Here is an 18,253-nt window from a genome sequence, read left to right on the forward strand (position 1 = left end):
GCAGGTTTTACCGCACCCACCGAGCGACGGCTATTGATACTTTCCCGCGGCTGACCGCGAAGTTGGCGTATTCTATCCTGCAAAGCCTCATCCACAGGAGATTTACGCCAATGCCACTGTATGTTTATCGCTGCAGCGCTTGCCAGCACCAGGGCGAACATCTGCAAAAACTGGCCGATGCCCCGCTCACCACTTGCCCGGTGTGCCAAGCCGCGCAATACCAGAAGCAGCTCAGCGCCGCCGTGCTCAAGCCCAGCCAGAAAACCAGCAGCACGGGGCCGGCTACGCCACATCAATGCGGACCGGGCTGCCAGCATTAAATCGGCCTGCACGGTATTTGCCTGAGCGGCGCGAGAAACAGCATCGGGTGAGATGTCAGTCTGCCGTTCGGCAACATCGGCGTCGCGAACAGCCACCAGCAACGCCCACGCTGTCGCAAGCAATATGGTCGCCTGCACACTAGATGCGGTCAGGCTGACGCAATAGGGCATCAAGACGTAACAGCTGCTAGTATTGGCGCACCACACGCGGCAGCTGTCTACCTGCAGCACTGACTCAGCTGCTAGCCGCTCATTCAAACCGCTACTCAGTCAGAAACGCCATCGCATGCATCGCCTGCTCACTCACCTTACCCTCGCCGCCCTGTGTCTATTGCACGCGCCGGCGCACGCCGCCGAAGTACTGGTGGCCGTCGCCAGCAATATGGCCGAACCTGCCAAAGAACTCGCCCGCCAGTTTAGTGCCCAAAGTGGCCATCGCATTACGTTCAGCAGCGCGGCCACAGGTAAGCTCTATGCCCAGATTAGCCAAGGTGCACCGTTTGCGGTCTTGCTGGCGGCTGATACGGCCACGCCGACTCGTTTGGGGCAAGAAGGTTTGGCGCTTGCAGATACCCAGTTTACGTATGCGACTGGCCGCCTTGTATTGTGGAGCGTAGCAGGCAATACCCCCAATGAGAAAACTCTAAGTGCCGGCCAATTTGCGCATCTGGCCATTGCCAACCCCGCTGTTGCGCCCTACGGGCAAGCGGCCATGGCCGTCTTGCAACGGCTGGGCCTCGCCGCACAAGTGCGGCCCAAACTGGTGTATGGCGAGAACATTAGCCAGACCCAGCAATTTGTGGCCACGGGCCACGCTGAATATGGGCTGTTGGCCGCCTCGCTGGTCTGGCGTGATGGGCGCTGGCTCAGTGGCCACGGCTGGTGGGTGCCCAGCGACTGGCATGCGCCACTCCAACAAGATGCGGTGCTGCTGCGCGCAGGGGCCAACCAAGCCGCCGCGCGCGAATGGCTGGCCTTTTTACGCAGCCCAGCGGCCCGCGCCACGCTGCAACGCTACGGTTATCAATAATGCACTGGGGTAGCGAAGACTGGAGCGCACTGATGCTGAGCCTGCAATTAGCCAGCATCACCACGGCCCTTTTGCTCCTGCTGGGCACGCCGCTGGCGTGGTGGCTGGCGCGCAGCCAAAGCCGCTGGGCAAGCCTGCTGGGGGCCATCGTGACGCTGCCCTTGGTGTTGCCGCCGACGGTGATTGGCTTTTATCTCTTGCTGGCGCTGGGGCCCAATAGCCCACTCGGGCAATTCACACAATGGCTGGGCTGGGGGCTGCTGTCGTTCAGCTTTAGTGGCCTGGTGGTGGCATCGCTGATTTATTCGCTGCCCTTTGCTGTCCAGCCCTTGCAGCAGGCCTTTATCAGCATAGGCCCACGCCCACTGGAAGTGGCTGCCACCCTCGGTGCCGGCCCGCTGGAGACTTTTTGGCGGGTGGTCTTACCGCTGGCCAAGCCGGGCCTATACACCGCAGGGATCATGAGTTTTGCCCATACGCTGGGCGAATTTGGGGTGGTGTTGATGATCGGCGGCAATATCCCGGGGCAAACGCGAGTGGTGGCGATCCAGCTTTACGATCATGTGGAAGCACTCAATTACCCGCAAGCCCATGCGCTGGCGCTCACGTTGCTAGTGCTGAGTTTTAGCCTGCTGCTGGTGCTGCGCCTCTGGCAGCGGGCCTGGATACGCTAAGCAACGATGCCCGCCATTAGCTGATGCGATAGTGTGCGATGGTTTGCTGCACCGCATCGGCCAGCTGGCGTAATTCCGCCGCCGATTCTGCCGCTTTGCGGGCCGCGGAGCTGGTTTCCTCGGCCATTTGCGCAATATGCTCAACCTGCTGGGCAATTGCCGTACTGGCCATGCTTTGCTCGGCAATCGATTCGGAAATATCGCTCACATACTGCACCACGTTTTCGGAAGCATGGCGGATCAGGCCAATTTCTTCCCCGGCATCGCGGGCATAGCCTACCCCTTGCTCAACCGATTCCACCACCTGATTCATCCGCGTCACCGCCCGATTGGCCCCATCCTGAATTTGCTGCACGGTATGGGTGATTTCAAAAGTGGAATTACTGGTGCGCTCGGCCAGTTTGCGCACTTCGTCGGCCACCACCGCAAAGCCGCGCCCTTGCTCGCCCGCGCGCGCGGCTTCGATCGCGGCATTGAGCGCCAGTAGGTTGGTTTGATCGGCGATGTCTTTAATTACCCCCAGCACCGTATGAATCTGCTGGCTTTGCTCACGCAGCGCATTGATTTCATCGGCCGCCTGATTCACCGAGCCGGAAATACTATTAATCTCGCTCACCGAGGCCTGAATCACCTGCTCCCCTTCCGCCGCCTGATGGCCAGAAGATTGCGCGTGTTGCTCGGCATCGCGCGCCCGCTCGGCCACATGACTGATACTGACGGTCACCTCCTCCACGGTGGCGGCCATATGCGCTGAAGCTTCACTGGCATTATTTGCCACCCCCGAGAGCCCATGCGAGGTTTCGGCCATGGTGTGCGCGGCATGGGTCATCTGCACGATGTGTTCGTTAATGGTGCGAAAGCTTTTTTGCACGGTATCGAGCAGCCGATTAAACGCACCCACCAGCTCGCCAATTTCATCTTTCCCTGCCGCCGGAATCCGACGGGTGAAATCCAGCTCGCTCTCGATATGCGACAAGGCCTGCAAAGAGCGCTGCAGCGGCCCGCGGATGGCACGCAAAATCCACACCCCTAAAGCCGCCACCACCACCATGGCGGCCAAAGCCACACCAATAAACAGCATGACCGCCCGATTGGCGCTGGCAACCGACTCTTCGACCGAGGCATTGGAATGCTGGCGGTTAAAGTCAATCTCTTTGCCCAGTGCCACGCCCAGCTTGCGATACAAGGAAGAAGACATGCCATCAGCCAACGCATAGGCACCGGTCTGGTCGCGATTAGTTGAGCGTTGAATCACCTGCTGCGCCACTGCTTGATAGGCGGCGTGGCTTTCTTTCAGGCCCGCAAATAGGGTGCGTTCTTCTTCGCTGAGCACCAATTGCTCATATTGGGCAAACAGTTGCTCAATGCTCTTGTTCCGCTCGGCGATTTGCTGGGTGATTTCGCTTTTTTGTTGATCATTGGGCGCCAAAATATGCGCGTACAGCGCAATCCGGTTTTCATTGATGGCGTGATCAAGCGAATTGATCACCACCAGACTGGGAATAATATTGGCATCCAGCTCGGTGAAGCTACGGGCATCCACCCGCAACTTATAAGTACCAAACCCGGCCAGCACCAGCAAGGCCGCCAGGGCAATGGCCAGCATGGCCAGCAAACGCTGCGAGATATTCATGATGAACCCTTGTTATGCTCAGACGCGCAGATGGTTCATCATAGCCAATCAACCGCGCGCTACCAGTCCGGTTATCGCGCGGTGGCGCAGCTTACCACCAACGGTGGAAATGATGCACAGGGCCGATGCCCTGCCCCACTTGCAGGCGTTCGGCTTGAGCAATGGCTTCCAGCAACCAGGCTTTGGCATCCTGCACGGTGCTGGCCCAATCTGGCCGCTGCGGGCGCAAGGCCGTCAGCGCGGCCGACAAAGTGCAGCCGGTGCCATGGGTGTGGCGAGTGGCGATCCGCTTGGCCGGAAAATTCACCTCGCCTGCGGAGGTAATCAGCCAATCTGGACATTCTGCGCTTTGCGCCTGCCCCAAATGCCCGCCTTTCATCAGCACCGCCTGCGCGCCCGCCGCCAGCAGCGCCCGCCCCTGCGCCAGCATGTCTGCCTCTGTGCGCGCTTCTTCGCACCCGAGTAGCGCCGCAGCTTCGGGCAGATTGGGCGTAATCAGGCTGGCCAAGGGCAATAGCTCATCGCGCAAGGCACTCACCCCCGCCGGATCGAGCAAGGCATGGCCGCCCTTGGCGATCATCACCGTATCCAGCACCACAAACTGGGGCTGATATTCGCGCAGCGCGGCGGCCACGGCATGGATAATCCCGGCATTGGCCAGCATGCCCATTTTCACCGCATCAACGCGAATATCGCGAAACACCGCATCACACTGCGCACGTACAAATTCGGGCGACACCAGCTCCACCGCGCTGACACCGCAGGTGTTTTGCGCAGTGAGCGCAGTGACCACACTCATGCCGTAAACGCCCAGCGCGCTAAAGGTTTTCAAATCGGCCTGAATCCCCGCGCCGCCGCCCGAATCCGAGCCGGCAATGGTTAAGGCATGAGGGCATCGCATTGCAGTCATAGTGCTTCCTTCGATTTTGTTCGATTAATTGCCTGAGCGCTCAGCGCGGGCTGCGTTCATTTCGGCCAGCAAAGTGTGGGTAGCCTGTGTAACATCAGGCTGGCCACAAATCGCCGAAATCACCGCCACACCATCCGCCCCGGCAGCCAGCAACGGCGCCACGCGGCCGGCTTTAATCCCACCGATGGCCACGGCCGGCATCGGGCAGGCAGCAAACATCGCCTGCATTTCGGCCGGCGCAATCACCGGCGAGGCATCCAGCTTGGTGGTAGTTGGGTACACCGGCCCCACGCCAATGTAATCAATACACGCGGCAACTTCTGGGGTGAGCAGCGCGGCAACGTTGTCCAGATTATTGGTCGATAAACCGACGATTTTATGCGGCCCCAGCAGCGCACGCACCGCCGCCACCGGCAAATCACTTTGCCCCACATGCACACCGGCGGCATCCACGGCCAGCGCCACATCAGCATGATCATTAATGATCAGCGGTACGCCCAGCGGCTGTAACACCGCCTGCAAAGCCTGCGCACAACGCAGCCACTGGCCTTTTTTCCACTGCGGCGCGCGCAATTGCACCACGGTGGCGCCAGCCGCAGCGGCGGCTTGGGCGGTGGCGACCATACCAGCTTCCCCGCCACACAGCTCAGGGTCGAGCACCAGATATAGGCTCACATCAATCGGATTGCGCGCGCGCAGCATGGTGGTTTCTGCGCCTGTCATGCCGCCACCTGCCGTAGTTGATTGGGGTGAATGATGTGCAAAGCATCGAGAAATGGCGCCACAAACGTGCCCGGGCCATCCGAGCACTCCACTGCCCGCTCACCCGCCAGCGCCATCAGGGCGCACGCCGCCGCCACCGCTTGCAAGCGATCCGGCGCATCAGCCAGAAAGGCCGCCACCACGGCCGACAGCGCACAACCGGTGCCCACAACCTTGGTCATCAGTGGGTGGCCCAGCTCGACCGAGTACACCGTTTCACCGTCAGTAATGTAATCAATCGCGCCGGTCACCGCCACAATCGCCCCAGTGCTGCGCGCCAAGGCCAGTGCAGCGTCCACCGCCGAAGCGGAGCTCGCCGTACTGTCGACGCCTTTGCCGCCGCCCAGCCCACCGGCCAGCGCGATAATTTCCGAGCCATTGCCACGAATCGCAGCCGGCCGGCTGGCCAGCATGGCTTTGGCCGCTTCGGTGCGATAGCGCAAAGCGCCCACCGCCACCGGATCCAGCACCCACGGCGTGCCTGCCGCATTGGCACTGGCGATCGCCGCTTGCATTGCCGCCAGCCGCTCCGGGTAGAGCGTGCCGATATTGATCAGCACGGCATCAGCTAGCGCGGCGAACTCAGCGACTTCTTCCTGCGCCACCACCATAGCGGGCGAAGCACCAACGGCCAATAGGGTATTGGCGGTAAAGCACTGCACTACTTCATTGGTCAGCACATGCACCAGGGGGGTATTGGTGCGAACACGTTCTAGTTCGGTGGCAAGCTGGGTAAAAGAAAACTCGATGGCAGTGCTGGTCATGGGCATCTCGCACGAAGGGTTGAGGGCTTAGTCTGTGGCAGGGGCCGACACGCCGCCCCTACTTTTGGGAATATTCACACTATGGACTGATCCAGCGCAAAGTCTGGCCAGCCCAAGACAGTATCATGCCGACTATTCTACCGTTGATCGGGTCTGACTTCTTGATCTAAGACCATTTCCTGTTCACCCAGCGGCGGCGCTCGCGGCTGTGCCACCGGGTATGCAGTACCCGTACCGGGCGCGTTTTGGGCCGGCGCGCATCTGCGTAATGTTTGACGCTGCTCACATTACCGCCTGGCGGCAATCCCTACAATGGTTGTCAATGATGAATACAGGAGGGCCCGCCATGGCCAAGCTGAGCACGCATTTTCTTGATCTGCCCGTTGCCAACCCCTTGATGAATGCCTCCGGTGTTTGGTGCAGTGTGGCCTCGCAGCTTGAGGCGCTGGCCGAATCGACTTCGGGTGCAATGGTGACCAAAAGCTGCACGCTTCAACCGCGCGATGGCAACCCGGAGCCCCGCTATCGGGTGCTAGCCGATGCTGGCCAGCTGTTTGGCAGTATCAATTCAATGGGCCTGCCCAATGAGGGCTTTGCCTATTATCTGCATTATGCCCAGCGCCACGATCATGAAGCCAAGCCGCTGTTTATGTCGCTCTCGGGTCTGACGCTGGACGATAATCTCACCATGATCGACAGCCTGAAAGATGCGGTCACCCCCACCATTCTGGAAGTGAATCTATCCTGCCCGAATGTGCCCGGCAAATCGCAAATCGGCTACGACTTTGAAGCGATGGATACGCTGCTGGCCGAGGTGTCGTCAGGCTATCAACGCCCATTTGGCGTCAAACTGCCGCCGTATTTCGATATGGCGCATTTTGATGAAGCGGCCGAGATTCTTAATCGCTATCCGCTGGTGGCGTTTATTACCTGCATCAATTCGGTTGGCAATGCGCTGATGATCGATCTGGAGAGTGAAACCACGCTGATCAAGCCCAAAGACGGCTTTGGCGGGCTGGGCGGCGATTATGTCTTGCCAACGGCGCTGGCGAATGTGAACGCGTTTTACCGCCGCTGCCCGGACAAAGCCATTATCGGCTGTGGCGGGGTGAAATCAGGCCGCGAAGCCTTCCTGCATATCCTCTCCGGCGCCACGCTGGTGCAGCTGGGTACTGCGCTGTATGAAGAAGGCCCCGGTATTTTCCCGCGTGTGCTGGCCGAGCTGGCAGAGCTCATGGATGAAAAAGGCTACACCAGCCCCGATGATTTCCGTGGCAAACTGAAAACGCTGTAAAGAAAAAACAAGGGTATTACCCGGCAGGCTATATATTGATTAGCCTAGCAGGCAATACCCTTTATTTTTCATGGATATTTGAGCTGTAACTTTGCGCGGCAAAGCCGAACCAGCGCAAGGCTGACCTTAGTATTCCACCGGCACCGGATCCAGACTGCGCCACAGATACCACGTCGCCACCGAACGCCAAGGCTGCCAGCGCTCGGCCAAGGTAATCAGCTCGGCGCGCGGGCGGCGCTCATCGCCGTGATAAAACTGGGCAATCGCCCGAATCAGGCCTATATCATCCAGCGGCAAGACATTCGGCCGGGCCAGATAAAAAATCAGGAACATCTCGGCCGTCCAGCGGCCAATGCCACGGATCGAGACCAACTCTTTGATCACCGCTTCGTCGTCCCAGCTATGCCAGTCGCTCGGCTCCAACCGACCAGCTTGCTGATGGTGGGCCAGATCGAGCAGGTATTCGGTTTTGCGCTGGGTCAGGCCGCAGGCGCGTAAAGCCTCTACGCTGCTGGCCAGCACCGCTGGCGCGGTCACATCGCCTAGCGCCTGCAGCAGCCGGGCCCAGATCGAATCCGCCGCCTTGACCGAAATTTGCTGGCCAACGATCGAGCGCGCCAATGTGTGAAAAGCATCGCCACGGGTCAGCAGACTAACGGCCGGATAGCGCTCAACCAGCTCGGCCATCACCGGATCGGCGGCGGCCAGCTCGGCCACGGCCTGATCCCAATACGGCGGGCGATGAATGGCCGGGGCCGGCATTAGTCCCCCGCGACCGTCATGCGCTCCAGCAGTATCGAGCCAACCTTGCGGCTGCTGGATGCCAGCGCATCATCACCAATGGCCACAATCTGGCGATACATCTCGCGCAGATTGCCGGCGATGGTGATTTCCTCGACCGGATACTGAATCACGCCGTTTTCCACCCAGAAACCGGCCGCGCCGCGCGAATAATCGCCGGTTACCAGATTAATGCCATGACCCAACAGCTCGGTCACCAGCAAGCCAGTGCCCAGTTCAGCCAGCATCTGGCTGGCGGGCAGCGTTGGCGCCACAAATAGATTGTGTGGGCCGCCCGCATTACCCGTGGTTTGCATCCCCAGCTTGCGCGCCGAATAGCTGGAAAGGAAATACCCCTGCTGCACGCCAGCATCGACCAGCGTGCGCGCCTTGGTGGCCACCCCTTCGCCATCAAAAGCGCCGCTGGCAAAGCCCCGCAAGGTGAAAGGATCTTCGGTAATGGTCACGCAGGGCGCAAACACGCTTTGCCCCAGGCTATCAAGCAAGAAGCTGGATTTGCGATACAGGCTACTGCCCGACACCGCGCTCACCCAGTGGCCAATCAGCGAGCTTGCCACCGCCGGCTCGAATAGCACCGGATATTCGCCAGTTTTCAGGCGACGAGCGCCCAGACGGCGCACAGTGCGCTCGCCGGCTTTACGGCCTACAGCGGCGGGGGCTTCCAGATCAGCGGGCGCGCGCGCGGCGGTGTACCAATAATCGCGCTGCATGCCGACGTCGTCTTCGGCGATCAGCGCAGCGGAGACGCTATAGCGGGTGCTGGTACCAGCGCCCAGAAAGCCTTGGGAATTGCCATAGACCCAGCGCGCGCTGCTGGTGGACACCGTGGCGCCATCCGAATTATTAATCCGCGCATCCACTTGCCGGCCGGCTTGCTCGCATTCCTGCGCCAGCGCAATGGCTTGCTCTACAGGCAAATCCCAGGGGTGATAGAGATCTAAATCGGGAAACTCGGTGCACAACAGCGCCGGATCGGCCGGGCCGGCAAATTCATCGGCCGCAGTGTAGCGGGCAATCGCCAGCGCGGCTTGCACGGTATCGGCCAGCGCCGTGGGCGAAAAATCACTGGTGCTGGCATGGCCTTTGCGCTGGCCCAGATACACCGATACGCTCACGCCTTTATCGCGGTTGTATTCGATGGTTTCCACTTCATCCAGCCGCACCGAGATATTTTGCCCGGCGCCTTCCGAGACTTCGACATCGCAAGCCGTGGCGCCCTGCGCCTTGGCCAGAGCCAGTACTTGGGAGGCCAGATCGCGCAATGCCGCTTCGCTGTAGGTAAATTCCGACACGTAGTGAGCTTCCGTAGCTAAGGTGAAAACGAGGCCCGCCGCCTTGGGCGGACCAAATTTGCTATCATACTGCTTTTGCACTGACGTGAGATACCATGGCGAAGCATGATCATGATGACGAAATCGAAATCGTCAGTAAATCGCAACTCAAACGCGAAGCCGAAGCCCTTAAAGACCTCGGCGCCAGTCTGCTGGCCTACTCCCCCAAGCAGCTCGAACCGCTGAACCTGCCCGAAAAGCTGATCGATGCGATCCGTGAAGCGAAAAAAATCACCGCGAATGGCGCCATCGCGCGGCATAAGCAATACATCGGCAAGCTGATGCGCGATGTCGATCCCGCCCCGATTCAGGCCTTTTTGGATGCCATGAATGGCGATTCGGATCAGCATACCGCCTGGCTGCACCAGATCGAGCGCCTGCGCGAAAAAATGCTGCTCGACCCGAAAGCTACCGAGCAGTTTATTGCGGACTTTCCAGCGGTGGATATTCAGCAGCTGCGCCAGCTGATTCGCAACGCCAATAAAGAAAAGCAGCAACAGCAGGAAGGCAAGCAAGTGGCGCCCAAAGCGTATCGCGAGCTGTTTCAGCTGATTAAGCAATACATTCCTGAGCCGAAACTGCCTAGCCTGAATGACGCCGCAGACGACGCGGCCGATGCCAGCGACGAGGAATAAACCATGCCTTTCGCGCGCGGCCTGCTGTTTGATATGGATGGCACCTTGGTGGATTCCCGCCCCTGCATTGAAAAGCTCTGGCAGGATTGGGCGGCCGAGCGCGGGGTTGATTACCAGCAGATTGTGCAGGTGATGCACGGCCGGCGCGGCATTGAAACCATTAGCATTGTGGCGCCCCATCTGGATGCCAACGCCGAAGTAGCCGCCCTGATCGCCAAGGAAATGCGCCAGCTCGAGGGCACAGTGGCCATTGCAGGCGCGGCGGCATTATTGCAGCAGCTGGCCCCCGAGCAGTGGGCAGTGGTCACCTCGGCCCCGCGCGAGCTGGCACTGGCCAAGCTGGCCTATGCTGGCTTGCCCTTGCCCAAATACCTGATTGGTGCAGACGATGTCCGCGAGGGCAAGCCGCATCCGGCGCCTTATCAGCACGGCGCGACCCTCTTGGGACTGTCGGCCAGCGACTGCATTGCCTTTGAGGACGCCGGCGCGGGTATTGCCAGCGCGCATCATGCGGGGGCAGCCGTCTGCTTAGTTACTGCGGCTGGAGGGTATTGCGATCAAAGCCTTCATCAATGGACGATTGAAGACTATACCCAGCTGGGTATTACTCAAGAGCATGCTCAGCTACGACTGACATTTGCTGGCGCTTGATTAATCAAAGCCCTGATAGAAATGAATGATCTAGCACTTCACCCCAGCGACACTCCAGACCTCTGCACCATTGGCCTCGTGTCGATCTCCGATCGCGCCAGTGGCGGGGTGTACCCCGACCAAGGCTTGCCAGCCCTGCGCGATTGGCTCGCGCGCGCCATCACGAGCCCGGTGAATTTTATCGAGCGCCTGATCCCTGACGAGCAAGCGCTGATCGAAGCCACGCTGATTGACTTGGTTGATCAGCAGGGTTGCCAATTGGTACTGACCACCGGCGGGACTGGGCCAGCCAAACGCGACGTGACGCCAGAAGCTACCCGCGCAGTCATTGAGCGCGAGATGCCGGGCTTTGGCGAGCAAATGCGGCAAATCAGTCTGCAGTTTGTGCCCACTGCGATTTTATCGCGCCAGCTGGCCGGCATTCGCGGCCAGAGCCTGATTTTAAATTTACCGGGCCAGCCCAAAGCGATTAGCGAAACACTGGCCGGCTTGCAAGATGCCAGCGGTAAAGTGCTAGTACCCGGCATTTTTGCCGCCGTGCCCTACTGTATTCAATTACTGGATGGCCCGTATATTGAAACCGACCCTGCGGTGGTTGAAGCTTTTCGCCCCAAAGCTGCCCGCCGCCCGCCTAAGGAAAGCTAATGAGTACCCTACCCTGCGTAACCCTTGAAACGGGCCCGAACCCCACCGCCGCCGTAATCTGGCTACATGGGCTCGGCGCCGATGGCAATGATTTTGCCCCGGTGGTACCCGAATTAGGCCTTCCCGAAGGGCTGGCCATCCGCTTTATTTTTCCGCATGCCCCCACCATGCCCATCACCTGCAATAACGGTTATGTGATGCGCGCCTGGTATGACATCGTGCATTTTGACCAGATTAGTCGCCAGGCTGACCGCGCCGGTGTGGAGGCCAGTGTGGGTCATATCCGCGCGCTGATTGCGGAACAAAATGCACAAGGCATAGCGTGCGAGCGCATCGTGCTCGCGGGCTTTTCGCAAGGCGGGGCGATTGCCTACACCGCAGGTTTAACCCACCCTGAGGCGCTGGCTGGCATTGTGGCCCTGTCCACCTATCTGCCAACGCCGGAATTACTCACGCCGCAAAGCATCGCCGCCAATCTGGCCACGCCGGTGCTGGCCGCACATGGCAGTCATGACCCGGTAGTTGCCCTCACGCTGGGTGAACAAGCACGCGCAGCGGTCACACAATTGGGCGTAGACGTCGAATGGCACACCTACCCGATTCAGCATTCGGTATGCCTACCGGAAATTCAGCGGATTGGTGCATTTTTAACCGCTCGGCTGGCCTGATGGTGGAGTGACATTCGGCAATAAAAAACGGCGCTCATTGCGCCGTTTTTTATTGCTAACTAGTTCAAGAACCTAAGCTTAATTATCCTGCCGCAACACATTCACCGCCACCCAGATCCAGTCGACGCCTTTCTCTAGCACCAGGCCCAAACTCACCGAAAATTTCTTATCCCGCGCGCGGATTTGGTAGATTTTATCCAAACCATAATCTGCCGAATGCATGATCAGCGTATTAACGCTCTTGCCATCAATCTGATGCGGCACATACAGGGCTGTTTTCACATTTGGCAATTCCAGCCCGCCCGTGAAACCCAGTTCGGTGACGGTCATGTTTTCAATGCGGTCATTTTGCTCGGAATGCATCCCTACCATCACCGGGGTGGTAGTAATAATCTGAATCCCGGCGGAAATTTCATCATCGCTTAAGCGCGCAATCCGGCGCAGCACGCCGATTTGCCAGTTTTCGCCTGTATTGAGCCGCAAACCGAGTAATAGATTGGGGCGAATCCATTCGTTTTCGGAGAAGCGCAGCACGGCACCAAAGCCGCCGTTACTCTCATTATCAATCGCCCAAGTATGCCAATCGTTTTGTTTTTTATTCACCGCATACGGATTGCCACCCATAGTTTTTTGCTTGGTGCGGGATGACACAAAACCATACAGGCGCATATCCATGATTTCGTCGTAATCGATCTGCTCTTTGGCATCCCGGCTTTGGCGCATGAATTTGTCGTTGTCTTCCTTGATAAAGCCACAAATACGATCCAGACCGTAGATCACATCCGCCGCCTTGGTGACTTTGGTGCGCTCGCTGCGCTTCACCTGGCTATTGCGCATGCACATGGTCCAGAACACATCCAGGTGCTTCAAGAGTTCGGTCACTGCTGGGCCACGCGCGTCTGGTCCCAAATCAAGCGAAGCATGACTGGCGCCAGTCATCAGGCGCCCCAAAATCTCTTGCACTTGATTCACCAGCTCATTCAAGCCCCAATAGCGATAGGGTTCACCCATTAATTCGGGGTTGAGTTTCTGCGCGCCATGCGGCTCTTGCAAATTGACACAGAAATGATGCCGCTCGATCACATATTTACGTGAAATCTGGATTAGTTTGGACCATTTCTCCAGCCACTGATCAACGAGATCGAGTTGGCGAACAGAGAGATTATTATTCGCCAAGGTATTGAGCATCAGCATCTGGATATATTCATCGGCACAGGATGAGACTTCATTGCCATCCGATGGGTACACCGCAAATGGATTGCTATCAAACCCGCCAATTTCCGACAGACGATAAAGCTGATGGGCACTGGTCCAGAGCTTGGGCGGCACTTTTTCAAAGCGGAAGTAGTGCCATTTGGCCTGAATGGCCAGATAACGCAGACTGCGAGCCAAAACCAGCGGCATCAGTGGCGCGAACTGTGCCTGCAAGGCTTCATTCGATTCGGCTTGGACAAAACGCTGGTAGGCCGCCACCATGTCCTGCGCATAAGAAACGATGTCTTTCCAGAGTTTTTGCTCAATCTCTTTGGACATGCGTGGATTCGCAATGTACTGGTAGCGCACGGCATCGTAAGCTTCCTGCACATGCTCATCGATCAGCATCAAGGCTTGCAGACTATCGAGCGAGGGCGGCTGATTGCCCGCAATAAAATCACTGACAATCCCGTGCACGCGCGAGCTGCGGGTGGCCGGATCGACCAGATCCAGATTCTTGCACCACTGTGAGGCCATTTTGACATTGGCCAGCGGTGATTTATCTTTGGCAAATAGTGCAGTAATCCGATCAAGCATGCTTCATCCAGCCTGTTGTTATTGTAGTCATCCAACCATTTCTGCCGTGGGCTCGGTCAGCCAAGCAATCGCCCCGTCAAGGGTATCAAATACCATCACATTCGCATCGCTCAGGGCGCGATTGATCCAGACTGACCAGACAATCCACTGATCATGTGTGACGATACCGACTTTTTCGAAATCTTGCTTGTGCTTGATGCTGAAATCAAGTTCTTCAAGCGCCATATCCAACGTATAGCCAGTCATTTCGCTTAAATCGAACAATAAACGGCTGGGACCATGAAAACGAATGTCATACAAGACATTCTCTTCAAACTCTCGATAATCCTGCAGGGTGAAATCACCAAAAATCACCACATGAATATACTGGCTTTCGTGTGAAATACTGATCATAAGGCCTCCCCGCGCGCACTGACGCGCCTGCTTTCTGTCAACATAGTGTGAAACCCGCCTTTTTGCTGATTTCTCCACCGGCTGTTAGACCGAAACACCTCACCATTCGTTGCAGCTTCGTGAAGAAGTCCCCCACGCAACATACCCATTGCGGGTATATATACCAGAGCGTTTATTGATCTAATAATGCGGGATATACCCTAGATACGCTGCAAATCGATCAACAGTTGCCGAGTATGCAAGGGCCGCTCGCCTAGCACATGCGCCAATGATTGCCGCATCCACAGCTTGGCCCAAGGCTTGAGCGCTTCATCTTGCCAATCATCGCGCGCAAAGGCATGGATCAAGTGGCTCGGACAGCCCTCTGTCGCAGTACTGGCTACAAAGCCCTGCTGCGGCACGAAGTGGTAATAGCCCTCCGCAGCAAAAGCCTCACCACTGTCAGCCTGCACATGCCAAGCGGGACTTAAGCCTAATTCTTGCAGTAATTGCCGCTCAAACCGGCGCAAAATCGGCTCCACATCGGGGGCACTTTGCTGTTGTAAGCGCGCCAATGCCTTGATGGCATCAAAATAAGCCACAAACAGCGCCGGATGCGGCTCGTCCCGCACCAGGAGCTGTTGCAGTAATTCATTGAGGTAAAAGCCGCACAGCAATGGCAAGCCGCTCAGCTGCGGCAAGCCCGGCTGCCAATCCGCAGCGTGCAGGGTTTTGACTTCCCCGGCGCCAAACCAGGACAACAGCAGCGGCTGAAAACCCAGTAACACACTGCGCACTTGCGACCCGGGGCGTTGCACTCCACGAGCATAAATAGTCAGCCGGCCATGATCGCGGGTGAACACATCCAGTAAGCGGCTGGTTTCCCGATAGGGATGCTGGTGCAGCACAAAGGCCGGCTGCGCATTGATTTTCTGTTTGGGCGTACTGCGCGCCATGCCTTATTCGTAGCCGAGTTGCCGTACCAAGCGGGTGTCATCCGCCCAACCGCTCTTCACTTTCACAAACACCTGCAGGAAGACCTTGGCATCAAACAGCTGCTCCATATCCACCCGTGCTTCGGTGGCGATGCGCTTGAGTTTTTCGCCATTTTTCCCGATCAGGATGGCCTTCTGGTTTTCACGCTCGACCATTATGGCGGCATAAATCCGGCGCAGCTCGCTACCGTCTTTGCGAATTTCATCGTCAAACTTTTCAATTTCTACCGCCATCACATAGGGCAATTCTTCGCCCATCAAGCGGAAGATCTTTTCACGAATCAATTCGGCGGCCAGAAAACGCTCATTCCGATCAGTGAGGTGCTCAGCCGAGAACATCGGCACCGACTCCGGCAACAGCGGCAAAATCGCATCCAGCAGCACATCAAGCTTTTGATTTTTCTTCGCAGCCACCGGCACGATGGCGCTAAATTCAAACTGGGCCGCCACTTGCTCCATGAAGGGCAGCAAACGTGCAGGATCGGCCAATAAATCGACTTTATTGATGACCAGAATCACCGGGCGATCTTTGGGCAAGAGTTTCAGTACCGCTTCGTCGGCCGGGCCATAACGGCCCGCTTCAACCACAAACAAAATCGCATCCACATCAGCAAGCGTGGTGGTCACACTGCGATTCATGGCTTGATTCAGTGCATTGCGATACTTAGTTTGAAAGCCTGGGGTATCCACAAAAACAAACTGAGCGTCTTCGCGGGTTAGAACGCCATTAATCCGATGGCGGGTTGTCTGGGCTTTACGCGAGGTGATACTGAGCTTCTGCCCAATCAAATGGTTCATCAACGTGGATTTTCCGACGTTGGGCTGGCCCACAATCGCCACAAACCCACAGCGATAATCGTCGGCTACAGTCGGGGTCAGCAGGTCATTAAGTTCAAGTTCTTTCATTTGCGGACCACCTTTTTGCCCGGGTGCTGCTCGCGCAGCAGATGTAATAATTTGCCAGCGGCTTCTTGTTCGGCCGCACGCCGGCTTGCGCCCTCTGCCCGTGTGGCAGTTTTTAACTCGACACAAGTGCAGGCTACTTCAAAAATCTGGTCGGGTGATTCACCCACTTGGCGAATCACTTCATATTGCGGCAAGGCCAACTTGCGCGCTTGCAGCCATTCTTGCAATGCGGTTTTGGCATCTTTCATGGCACTAGTCGGATCAACCGCCGCGATCCGCGCTGCAAATAACTGCGTGACCACGCGCTCAACTTCAGTAAAACCACCATCCAGCCAGATGGCGCCCAGCACCGCTTCAAGTGCATCGGCCAGAATACTAGGGCGGCGATGGCCACCACTTTTGAGTTCGCCCTCTCCCAGCCACAGATAATCGCCAAGCTGCAGCTCATTGGCGATCACCGCCAATGAATCTTGCCGCACAAAATGCGCGCGCACCCGTGACAAATCGCCTTCACTGAATTGTGGAAAAGCAAAAAACAGCTGCCGGGCCACCAGCGAATTGAGAATACCATCACCCACAAACTCCAGACGTTCGTTGTGCGTGCTGGAGAAGGAACGATGGGTCAGTGCCTGCTTTAATAACTTAGGCTCAGAAAAAACATAACCGAGCGCCTGTTGCAGGCGCTCGGCAGGAAGTACAACCGCCAAAATATATCCTTACTATCTAGGATTAGGGTGCAGCAGCACCAGAACTTTGCTCCACTTGAAACTGGAACAGAAAACTCACATTTGCCACCAGCGGCACTACTTTCTCATAGTCGGCACGGATAATGGTGCTACCACCCACCTGCGTAATCGCCAGATCGTCCCCACTAACAGCCTTTATCTCACTAATTTGAGCGTGGCGAGAAAACGCTTCGCGCAATGCTGCGGGGGTAGAGCCCGCATTTTGTTTCACGATCGCTGTTATCGCCTGCTTGATATTGAAATATTCAATATATGCGGGTGCCACCCTAAACGCCGTAATCATCGCCATCGCCACGACCATGGCCACAATAATAAATCCAAAAAAAGACAATCCACGCTGCTTATGCATCCTGATCTCCCTCTTATTTAATCAGCGAACCAATCCGATTCAGATGCCCGAAGTTCATCCAGATCAGGAAAGCCTTACCGACGATGTATTTGTCATCCACAAAGCCCCAATAACGGCTATCTGCACTGTGATCCCGATTATCACCCATAGCGAAATACTGCCCCGCGGGTACTTTGCAGGTAAATCCGCTCTCATCATAGCGGCAATTTTCGCGCCCAGGGAAATCAGCCACTTCGCTCAGGCTCAGCACCGGTGCTTCAGGCATATTTAAAGTAGCGTACACGTGTTCACCTAATTTTTCAGTGAACTGCGCGTTTTTGATCTGATAAACGCCCTGCTCAACATAGGTGTGTTCACCCACACTGTCGGTCGGCACGGCCACGCCATTTACAGTCAATTTTTTATTGCGATATTCGATGGTGTCACCCGGCAAACCAATGACCCGTTTAATATAGTTCACGCTAGGGTTGACTGGATAATTAAACACCATCACATCGCCATGCTGCGGAGTGCCCACAGGCACAACGACGGAATTAGTAACCGGCAGGCGCAGGCCATAAGCGTATTTATTCACCAGGATAAAGTCGCCGACAATCAGACCAGGGCGCATCGATGAAGATGGAATCTGGAATGGCTCGATTAAGAACGAGCGCAGCAAAAACACCACCAAGATCACCGGAAAAAACCCACGGCCATACTCAACCCAGTCTTCCACCTGAGCATCGCCGCGTTTCTTTTGCAGCACAAATTTATCCAGCGCCCACACAACGCCGGTAATCAGCACAAACAACAGCATCGCCGTGGAAATCGACAAAAACTGCACCATCAGCACAAACAAGCCCACCACCAAGGCGAGGTAACCATACTGCACCAATTGTGGCGGCTCCTTGCCTTTGCGCTCATGCTTGGCGCCAGCCCCGATCAGTACCGGGCCCAAAATCAACAGCGCTACCCCTAGCAACAGCCAGTTCATGCT

Annotated in this window: 21 protein-coding genes; 8 read left to right on the plus strand and 13 right to left on the minus strand. The window is 57.1% G+C overall.

Features of this window, described 5'->3' with window-relative positions:
- Positions 1–110: 110 nt before the first annotated feature.
- From G482_RS0115735 to modB, 3 genes are all read left to right on the plus strand, one after another.
- Positions 111–320 carry an FmdB family zinc ribbon protein gene (locus tag G482_RS0115735; protein WP_028450830.1) on the plus strand — a complete coding sequence of 70 codons (210 nt, stop codon included), beginning with the start codon at positions 111–113 and terminating at the stop codon, positions 318–320.
- A gap of 286 nt (positions 321–606) precedes the next feature.
- On the plus strand, positions 607–1,350 hold the full coding sequence (gene modA / locus G482_RS0115740; RefSeq protein WP_028450831.1) for a molybdate ABC transporter substrate-binding protein: 744 nt from the start codon (positions 607–609) through the stop codon (positions 1,348–1,350).
- Positions 1,350–2,024 (plus strand): molybdate ABC transporter permease subunit, encoded by a 675-nt coding sequence (modB, locus tag G482_RS0115745; protein WP_028450832.1) that lies wholly within the window; start codon positions 1,350–1,352, stop codon positions 2,022–2,024. Before modA ends, modB begins: the two co-directional genes overlap by 1 nt.
- A gap of 16 nt (positions 2,025–2,040) precedes the next feature.
- Here modB and G482_RS19130 read toward each other — a convergent pair whose 3' ends face one another.
- From G482_RS19130 to thiM, 4 genes are all read right to left on the minus strand, one after another.
- On the minus strand, positions 2,041–3,657 hold the full coding sequence (locus G482_RS19130) for a methyl-accepting chemotaxis protein (protein WP_028450833.1): 1,617 nt from the start codon (positions 3,655–3,657) through the stop codon (positions 2,041–2,043).
- Between the two features lie 91 nt (positions 3,658–3,748).
- Positions 3,749–4,567, minus strand: a complete 819-nt coding sequence (thiD, locus tag G482_RS0115755; protein ID WP_276324787.1) for a bifunctional hydroxymethylpyrimidine kinase/phosphomethylpyrimidine kinase — start codon at positions 4,565–4,567, stop codon at positions 3,749–3,751.
- A 24-nt stretch (positions 4,568–4,591) separates the two neighbouring features.
- On the minus strand, positions 4,592–5,290 hold the full coding sequence (gene thiE / locus G482_RS0115760) for a thiamine phosphate synthase (RefSeq protein ID WP_245575301.1): 699 nt from the start codon (positions 5,288–5,290) through the stop codon (positions 4,592–4,594).
- Positions 5,287–6,093 (minus strand): hydroxyethylthiazole kinase, encoded by an 807-nt coding sequence (gene thiM / locus G482_RS0115765; protein ID WP_028450836.1) that lies wholly within the window; start codon positions 6,091–6,093, stop codon positions 5,287–5,289. The genes thiE and thiM overlap by 4 nt, the downstream gene beginning before the upstream one ends.
- 346 nt (positions 6,094–6,439) lie before the next feature.
- Here thiM and G482_RS0115770 point away from each other — a divergent pair, with 346 nt between their 5' ends.
- Positions 6,440–7,387 carry a dihydroorotate oxidase gene (locus G482_RS0115770; RefSeq protein ID WP_034619876.1) on the plus strand — a complete coding sequence of 316 codons (948 nt, stop codon included), beginning with the start codon at positions 6,440–6,442 and terminating at the stop codon, positions 7,385–7,387.
- Between the two features lie 126 nt (positions 7,388–7,513).
- Here G482_RS0115770 and G482_RS0115775 read toward each other — a convergent pair whose 3' ends face one another.
- Entirely contained in the window at positions 7,514–8,149 is a 636-nt protein-coding gene (locus G482_RS0115775) for a DNA-3-methyladenine glycosylase family protein (protein ID WP_028450838.1), read from the minus strand.
- The gene (pmbA, locus tag G482_RS0115780; RefSeq protein WP_028450839.1) at positions 8,149–9,480 is read right to left on the minus strand and encodes a metalloprotease PmbA; all 1,332 of its coding nucleotides are present in this window, start codon (positions 9,478–9,480) and stop codon (positions 8,149–8,151) included. The genes G482_RS0115775 and pmbA overlap by 1 nt, the downstream gene beginning before the upstream one ends.
- Positions 9,481–9,575: 95 nt before the next feature.
- Between pmbA and yjgA the strand changes: the two genes are divergently transcribed.
- From yjgA to G482_RS0115800, 4 genes are read left to right on the plus strand one after another with little or no spacing between them, the layout of a single operon-like run.
- The gene (gene yjgA / locus G482_RS0115785) at positions 9,576–10,154 is read left to right on the plus strand and encodes a ribosome biogenesis factor YjgA (RefSeq protein ID WP_028450840.1); all 579 of its coding nucleotides are present in this window, start codon (positions 9,576–9,578) and stop codon (positions 10,152–10,154) included.
- Between the two features lie 3 nt (positions 10,155–10,157).
- Positions 10,158–10,805, plus strand: a complete 648-nt coding sequence (locus G482_RS0115790) for an HAD-IA family hydrolase (RefSeq protein WP_028450841.1) — start codon at positions 10,158–10,160, stop codon at positions 10,803–10,805.
- Between the two features lie 21 nt (positions 10,806–10,826).
- Entirely contained in the window at positions 10,827–11,450 is a 624-nt protein-coding gene (gene mog, locus G482_RS0115795; RefSeq protein ID WP_051259106.1) for a molybdopterin adenylyltransferase, read from the plus strand.
- Positions 11,450–12,118 carry an alpha/beta hydrolase gene (locus tag G482_RS0115800; RefSeq protein WP_028450843.1) on the plus strand — a complete coding sequence of 223 codons (669 nt, stop codon included), beginning with the start codon at positions 11,450–11,452 and terminating at the stop codon, positions 12,116–12,118. Before mog ends, G482_RS0115800 begins: the two co-directional genes overlap by 1 nt.
- A gap of 78 nt (positions 12,119–12,196) precedes the next feature.
- Here the strand turns inward: G482_RS0115800 and G482_RS0115805 are convergent, their stop codons facing one another.
- The 7 genes from G482_RS0115805 to lepB form a co-directional block, all read right to left on the minus strand.
- Entirely contained in the window at positions 12,197–13,909 is a 1,713-nt protein-coding gene (locus tag G482_RS0115805) for a cyclic-di-GMP receptor FimW-related protein (RefSeq protein ID WP_028450844.1), read from the minus strand.
- Positions 13,910–13,936: 27 nt separating this feature from the next.
- Complete coding sequence (locus G482_RS0115810; RefSeq protein ID WP_028450845.1) at positions 13,937–14,302, minus strand: SpoIIAA family protein; 366 nt, start codon at positions 14,300–14,302, stop codon at positions 13,937–13,939.
- 200 nt (positions 14,303–14,502) lie between these two features.
- Entirely contained in the window at positions 14,503–15,237 is a 735-nt protein-coding gene (gene recO / locus G482_RS0115815) for a DNA repair protein RecO (protein WP_028450846.1), read from the minus strand.
- Between the two features lie 3 nt (positions 15,238–15,240).
- Positions 15,241–16,182, minus strand: coding sequence for a GTPase Era (gene era / locus G482_RS0115820; RefSeq protein ID WP_034619878.1), 942 nt, complete (start codon positions 16,180–16,182; stop codon positions 15,241–15,243).
- Positions 16,179–16,889 carry a ribonuclease III gene (gene rnc / locus G482_RS0115825; RefSeq protein WP_028450848.1) on the minus strand — a complete coding sequence of 237 codons (711 nt, stop codon included), beginning with the start codon at positions 16,887–16,889 and terminating at the stop codon, positions 16,179–16,181. The genes era and rnc overlap by 4 nt, the downstream gene beginning before the upstream one ends.
- A gap of 22 nt (positions 16,890–16,911) precedes the next feature.
- Positions 16,912–17,277: a DUF4845 domain-containing protein gene (locus G482_RS19135; RefSeq protein ID WP_051259107.1), complete on the minus strand. Its 366-nt coding sequence runs from the start codon at positions 17,275–17,277 to the stop codon at positions 16,912–16,914.
- Between the two features lie 13 nt (positions 17,278–17,290).
- On the minus strand, positions 17,291–18,250 hold the full coding sequence (lepB, locus tag G482_RS0115835) for a signal peptidase I (RefSeq protein WP_028450849.1): 960 nt from the start codon (positions 18,248–18,250) through the stop codon (positions 17,291–17,293).
- Positions 18,251–18,253: the final 3 nt, after the last annotated feature.

This window comes from Chitinibacter tainanensis DSM 15459, assembly GCF_000429785.1.
GTDB lineage: Bacteria > Pseudomonadota > Gammaproteobacteria > Burkholderiales > Chitinibacteraceae > Chitinibacter > Chitinibacter tainanensis.